The organism is Acinetobacter sp. V2 (assembly GCF_001188385.1).
GTDB classification, from domain to species: Bacteria; Pseudomonadota; Gammaproteobacteria; order Pseudomonadales; family Moraxellaceae; genus Acinetobacter; species Acinetobacter oleivorans.
Genome location: NZ_JZFB01000001.1, coordinates 792,854 through 798,893 on the forward strand (window position 1 = coordinate 792,854; position 6,040 = coordinate 798,893).

At 40.8% G+C, this 6,040-nt stretch carries 5 protein-coding genes and 1 pseudogene; 1 reads left to right on the forward strand and 5 read right to left on the reverse strand.

Features of this window, described 5'->3' with window-relative positions; genetic code table 11:
* Positions 1 to 84: 84 nt before the first annotated feature.
* From UC75_RS03590 to UC75_RS03610, 5 genes are all read right to left on the reverse strand, one after another.
* Positions 85 to 1,479, reverse strand: coding sequence for a methylenetetrahydrofolate reductase C-terminal domain-containing protein (locus UC75_RS03590; protein WP_049836715.1), 1,395 nt, complete (start codon positions 1,477 to 1,479; stop codon positions 85 to 87).
* Positions 1,480 to 1,551: 72 nt separating this feature from the next.
* Complete coding sequence (locus UC75_RS03595; RefSeq protein WP_049836716.1) at positions 1,552 to 2,319, reverse strand: NUDIX domain-containing protein; 768 nt, start codon at positions 2,317 to 2,319, stop codon at positions 1,552 to 1,554.
* A 60-nt stretch (positions 2,320 to 2,379) separates the two neighbouring features.
* Positions 2,380 to 3,873, reverse strand: a complete 1,494-nt coding sequence (locus UC75_RS03600; RefSeq protein WP_049836717.1) for a nicotinate phosphoribosyltransferase — start codon at positions 3,871 to 3,873, stop codon at positions 2,380 to 2,382.
* Positions 3,874 to 3,884: 11 nt separating this feature from the next.
* On the reverse strand, positions 3,885 to 4,769 hold the full coding sequence (locus UC75_RS03605; RefSeq protein WP_049836718.1) for a phosphoribosyltransferase family protein: 885 nt from the start codon (positions 4,767 to 4,769) through the stop codon (positions 3,885 to 3,887).
* Between the two features lie 181 nt (positions 4,770 to 4,950).
* Positions 4,951 to 5,754: a sulfite exporter TauE/SafE family protein gene (locus UC75_RS03610; protein WP_049836719.1), complete on the reverse strand. Its 804-nt coding sequence runs from the start codon at positions 5,752 to 5,754 to the stop codon at positions 4,951 to 4,953.
* 98 nt (positions 5,755 to 5,852) lie between these two features.
* Here UC75_RS03610 and UC75_RS20040 point away from each other — a divergent pair.
* A pseudogene (locus UC75_RS20040) lies at positions 5,853 to 6,040 on the forward strand (AraC family transcriptional regulator); the annotation flags it as partial.

Consider the following 6,040-nt stretch of genomic DNA (forward strand, 5'->3'; position numbering starts at 1 on the left):
ACAATTGTTATTTTTAAATTATCACCGTGTTTTAGCCCCCCATTTGATTTTTTAATAAAATCAAATCAAGGGGTAATACAAAACTTAAGCCTCAGTCGCTAAATACCAATTTTTCCAAGAACTGGTTCCTCTGGTTTCAATTGGTACAGTTGGAATGAGTTTTTCTTTTAATATTTCAGTTTGTTCAACAGCTTTAGCAAGTCTTGCTTTGACCGAATGAATACACTCACGGTCACCAAATTCACAGCGGTCTAAAGTTGTACCGCCACAAGGCCCGTTGGCTAAACCTTTGGGACACGTTTCAGGACAAATATATAAAGTATCACTTAGGCGACACTGACCACAGCTTTCACAACCGACTAGGCTGTGTTTACTCAGCACTTCTGTTTTAAGTAGTACTTTGGCGACTAAGGAATTTTCCCAAAAGGACGCTTTAAAAATAAACCGTCCTACGCCTTTAGCAATTTTTGATCCAAACATTGCTTCATGCATAACATGCAGTTGGCGATATTTAATTAATTGTTTAGACGTTGGCTGACGTGAAAACCGAGCAATTTCAGGTGAAAACTCGTTGCCTGACGTGACTTGCCAAAGTGAATTCCAAAGCTCTTCTAAAGATTTAAGCCCCAAATGTCTGTATTGCTCAATGTAGCTTTCAAGCAGCATTTGCTCTTCTGGCTTATGACAAGCAGATAAGTGAATTCCTGCAAACCCTAAATGTTTACATATCAAAATCTGTAAAGCACAGCGCAAATAAACTCGGTCTGTATGCCCTGCTTGTTTTTCCTCTGCCAAAACTTTTAGCATGTGTGGAGTGATTACAATACCTGCGACTTTATGCTTCACCATAAAATTGGCACGCCCCAAAGTCAGTGGCATAACACAAGCCAGTATTTGCTGTGAATAATGATGTTTTGTTAAAAATGATTTGGCTTGTTTTAAGGCTTCAATGTCATAGCCCAATTGGGTAATGATAAAGTCGGCACCTGCTTTAATCTTCTTATGCAGTTTTAAATACTGCGCATCACGCTCAGCTTCAACATATTTAAATGGGTTAAAAGCAACCCCAATACGAAACCCGCCGTGTTGCTTGGCAGCCATTACGGCGTTTACCGACTCTAAGTAACGACTACGAGGTTGTCCATCTCGACCATTATGGTGTTCTTTGAGTTTATCGCCTGTAAGCAATAACAAGTTTTGAATATTGGTTGCTTGAGCTTGTTCTAAAAATTGCTCGAAGTCTTGTATGTCTCGGGCCTTACCTGAAAAGTGTAAGACTTTATCGATTGAGTCAGGATAACTTTTGCTGGCTTCAAGTGGCGCAATATCATGATCTGAATGTACGCGATCGGCCAATGTCATTGCAGCCGGATATCCTGCAAACTCATGTTTCACAGGATAAATTTCATGCAGTGACGTGAGATATTCCACCAGCACAAAAAACTGATTTTGCTGGAAGCAGGGAGAAACGTGTGACATAGGCAAAGTGCTGATCAAAACATGACATCAATCATAAGCGCGGCATTATAAATCAAAGTGCATCAAGATGCGCTAGTCAGAAAGCTCATTGTTTTGCTTATCTTCACCCTCTTTATTTCTAGGTAATTCGAGTGAGCGAGGAAATATAAAATCGAAAGAATCGAGCGCATAGCGATAAAGCTGAGCTGGTCGTTTGCCCACAATTTTACTGTGGTTGGTTTCTTCAACTGCACCCGCTTCTATCATACGGCGTCTAAACGCTTTTTTATCTAAAGATTGCCCAAGAATAATTTCATAAATGGTTTGTAGCTCAGTAAGCGTAAACAACTCAGGCATCAGACTGGCTGGTAAAGCGGTATAACGGGTTTTATTGGTGAGACGCTCTAATGCCAAGTTAAGCAATTCATTATGATCAAACGCTAATGCTAAATCTTGTGCTTTGGCGACAGATACCCATTCACTGTATTCAGCCAACGCTTGGTGTTGATAGGCATTAAAATCAATTAAAGCAAAATACAAAATGGTTACAGCCCAGCCACGTGGGTCACGTTTAGCATTGCCGACAGAGGCAACTTGTTCCAAGTAGGGTGAAGCAATCCCTGTTTTTTCGACCAGCTTACGATAAGCCGTGGCCATCAAGTCTTGATCATGGGTTAAATTGGCAAAACCACCCGGTAAAGCCCATTGGCCTTTGGCTGGAAAGTTGGGGCGTTTAATGAGTAATACCTGCAACTGACCATTAAAAACCGAGAAAATAGCCATATCGACCGTGAGTAAAGGTGCGTCATAATCTCGGCGATCATAACTGGCAAGGAATTCTTGTTCAGTTTGAATAGTCACGTTCAGCCTCTCAATAAAAATGATGAGCCGATACTCATGCAACGGCTCATCTAAACTCAGTTATGCGATGGATAAACGCTCACGAATTTGATCCAAAGTACACTCATATTGAAGTTTACCATTTTCAAAGACGGTTTTTAGTGCTCCGCCTTGTTCCTGTTCGGCTGTTTGCTCATCAAACAAGGTAAAACCATTTTCACTTTCTTCGATGCGTAAAAGACCTTTCGCAGATTTTTTCACACCTGAGTCAGTAATTGGGTCTTTAAACAGCTCTCGGCCTACTCCATTTACCTGACCCCAAGTTGCTTTCACAGCAAACCCAAAGGTATCGCGAGTTAAGTAGTTATAGGTAAAACTGCCTATACCAAACACCAAGTTGTTTGAAGCAAAGCCTTTGGCTTCAAGTCCTTCTAAAATACGCTGTGCGCGATCTAGGGTAATTGAGTCACCGTAAATTAAACCGACACGCTCATTCAATACTTTATAGCCTTGGTCTGTGGTTGTACCGCCAAACACTTCCCATAAACATTCAACTGCACCTTTGTAGGCTGGACTGCCAACTTCGGCGTCTGGGTCACCACAAATAATTTTAACTGGGTCGCCAGAGTCTGGACGGAAAACCAATTTAGCCAAACCTAAAGCATTAGGTTGTCTCGCCAAAATTTCAGGTTTTAAAGCCACGGTAAACTCGGTAATCACTCGCCAAAAATCCCATGTATCAGACACAATACTAACAACACCAGACGGATAAAGCTCACAGACTAAACGCTTAAATGTTTCTAGCTCACTGTTTTCTGTGCCCATACACATCACACTGTGTTCGGTTGCTGGTACAGATACACCAATCACACCTGTTGCATTGTAATATTCTTCCGCGTAGTCAATTGAAGCAACCGAATCTGTTCCAATAAAACTGGTTAAGTGGCCTACACCAGATTGCGCCGCATCATAAATTCCGCTCATACCACGGCTACTAAAATCGTGTCCTTGCACAGGTACAAAATCAATTGGTGCACCAGTTTTTACGGCATATTGTGTTAATAAACGTTTGTACTCATAGGCAATCGTTGCGGTAGTACAGCTTTTCCAAAGTTCAGCACTTAACACCGTTTCAATATAGTTCGTTAACCAAAAGAAACGCGGATCGGTATTAATAACGGTAAGCACGGGTACACGCATATTGACGCGGCTGCCTTCTGGCAATGCTTTAATGCGTAATGGTAAATAGCCCAAGTCGTGTAACGCTTCAATGTGGTCAACCGGTACAGCACCTTCACCGAGTGAATTATCCATACGGCGTTTATAAGCAGCCACCACTTTATCTTTAGGTTGCTTGAAAAAGCCTTCATTCCACGTGTCGATTAAAAAGTGTTTGATAAAACCCTGAAGCCCAAAGAACACAACTTTATCGTCAAAGTCAGGCAACATTTTAGCGAGTCGAGATGAACGCGGCGTAAAGTTTGCGTATACGTACTCTGTACCTGCCGGATACTGACGTCTGTGATCCGCTTTATAAAAATCGATAGCGTTTAATGGATTAAGTTTAATAGTCATCTTTATTCTCTTTATTTTGCTGCAAAAGCAATTACTGAAATTTTGTCTGTTGCTTGTTGTGGAAAGCTGTCTGAGGTAAACAGTTGGTCAAGCAACCCATCAAAAACCTCTATTCCTTTACTAAAAATACCGTGGGTCACATATAGAACGACCTTATGGCAATTGAGGCGACGGAGTTCTTTGGCAATACCAATAAAGGTTGCACCGCCATCACAAATATCATCGGTAATGACCGCAGTTAGACCTGATAAATCAGTCGCATGTACATGTGTACCTAAAATTTTGCCAGTCACTGGATCACGTTTTTTATCACACTGAACAACAGTAATTGGTTGTTTGCGCTCACCATTAAAAGCATCTGCAACCATTTGTGTGCGTGCTTTTGCGCCTTTATCTGGGCAAATCAGTACTGTTTTTTCATCTTTTAATAATGTGCTCAGCGCTTCACTCTTTGTGATGATGTCAACTGAACTGATATTTACAACTTCTTTAAAAGAAGTATTGGCAGCGAGTAATGCTGTCGTTACTTCACTATGACAGTCCCAAACAGTTACCTTGCCTTGTTTTCCCGCTTTTTTGTCGGCATTGATGTTAAGTAGTTTCGTCATCACATCAAGCGAGAACGCTTGGCCTGCTGCACAAATACGATCCTGTCGTGCGTATGGAAAATACGGAATTTCTAAGTCAACGGTTAAACCCTGATTCAGCAATATATTTTCAAGTAACAAATAGTCCATCACATCGTGACTTGAGGTCATATTGGCGCGAACCATTACCTTGCCAGATAGTGAACCTAACGTTGTCTCATCAATTTGAACATGACGCTCGCCACCAGAAAACTGCGTGAATTTCACTGGAATTTCGTTTCTTGCCGCATCTAAAAGCTGGATAGCCATATCATCCTCTGTTTGTCTGATGACCTTCGATGAATATATAGTGGCACAAAGCCACTATATATTTCAAGTCTATTTTTTAAACTTTTTTCAAAGCCACTTAAGACATAAAATTTGCAGTTTTAGAGTATTTAGAGATTCGACATTTAAGGAAAAATATTCTTCAAGCAATTGAAATAAAAAATTAATTCACAAAAAACATGACGAGTAAAACTATTATTAAAAGTAGCGGATATAACTTTGCCCGCCATAAATCAGGTAGTTTTGAAATAAATTTTTCTGAAAAATATAGCCCTATCCATGTTCCAGCAACCAAAAATAATGCAGCTTCAAACCAGATTAGACCGATAAATCCGTTGGGTGTAGATTGCCAAAGTGACAATACACAATAGGTCAGCGTTGCAGTTAAAGACAAAGGCAGCGTGAGAATGTTTGCAATAGCCGCGGCCTCTGCCATAGAACTACCCCGACGCCGTAATAACGGAACCGTCATGACGCTTCCTCCAACACCTAAAAGCGCTGCAACCCAACCAATAATTCCCCCTTTAATAAGTTCACTGTTTTGTCCATAGTTTTGCTTTTGCCTTGATGTCACCATAAACCCTGGTCGGTAATAACAATCAATAATGGTTATGAACACATAACCCATAAATATCCAGCGAAGCCAATTTCCATTAAACAATGAGGCCATTACCGCACCGACTATTCCGCCAAATGCGATACCACCGCCTAAAAAGCGGATCTTTTGCCAATCTATATGTCCAGACTGATAGTGTCGAAAGGTTGCAAAACTTGCCGAGCAGAGCATGACAAAAGCTGATGTGGCTACGGCGATTTGCATGGCATGTATGCCGACATTACTTTCATTGCCCCACTTTTGAATAATGACTGTATAAAGCAAAGGTACAGCAACAAAACCGCCGCCAAAACCAAATAACCAAGTGGTTATGCCTGAAAGTAGTCCAAATAAAAATAGCTCATATAGCATGATTATCTTCCTCATATTTATAGAGGCATGATATAAAATAGCCTTATGGCAAACTAACGTAGAAAAGCCATCTTTTTATTTTTTTCAGCCAAAAATATATGCGTAATATTCCAATTAACGATGTAGACCATCTACCGCAAGCGGTTCTAGCGTTAGGGTCAGATTATCCTGCTGATACCTTGTTAGATACACATAGCCATCGCCGTGCTCAGTTCTTATATGCACCCGAAGGTCTCATGAAAGTTGAAACTGAAGATGGTCAATGGCTCGTTTTACCATACAGTGG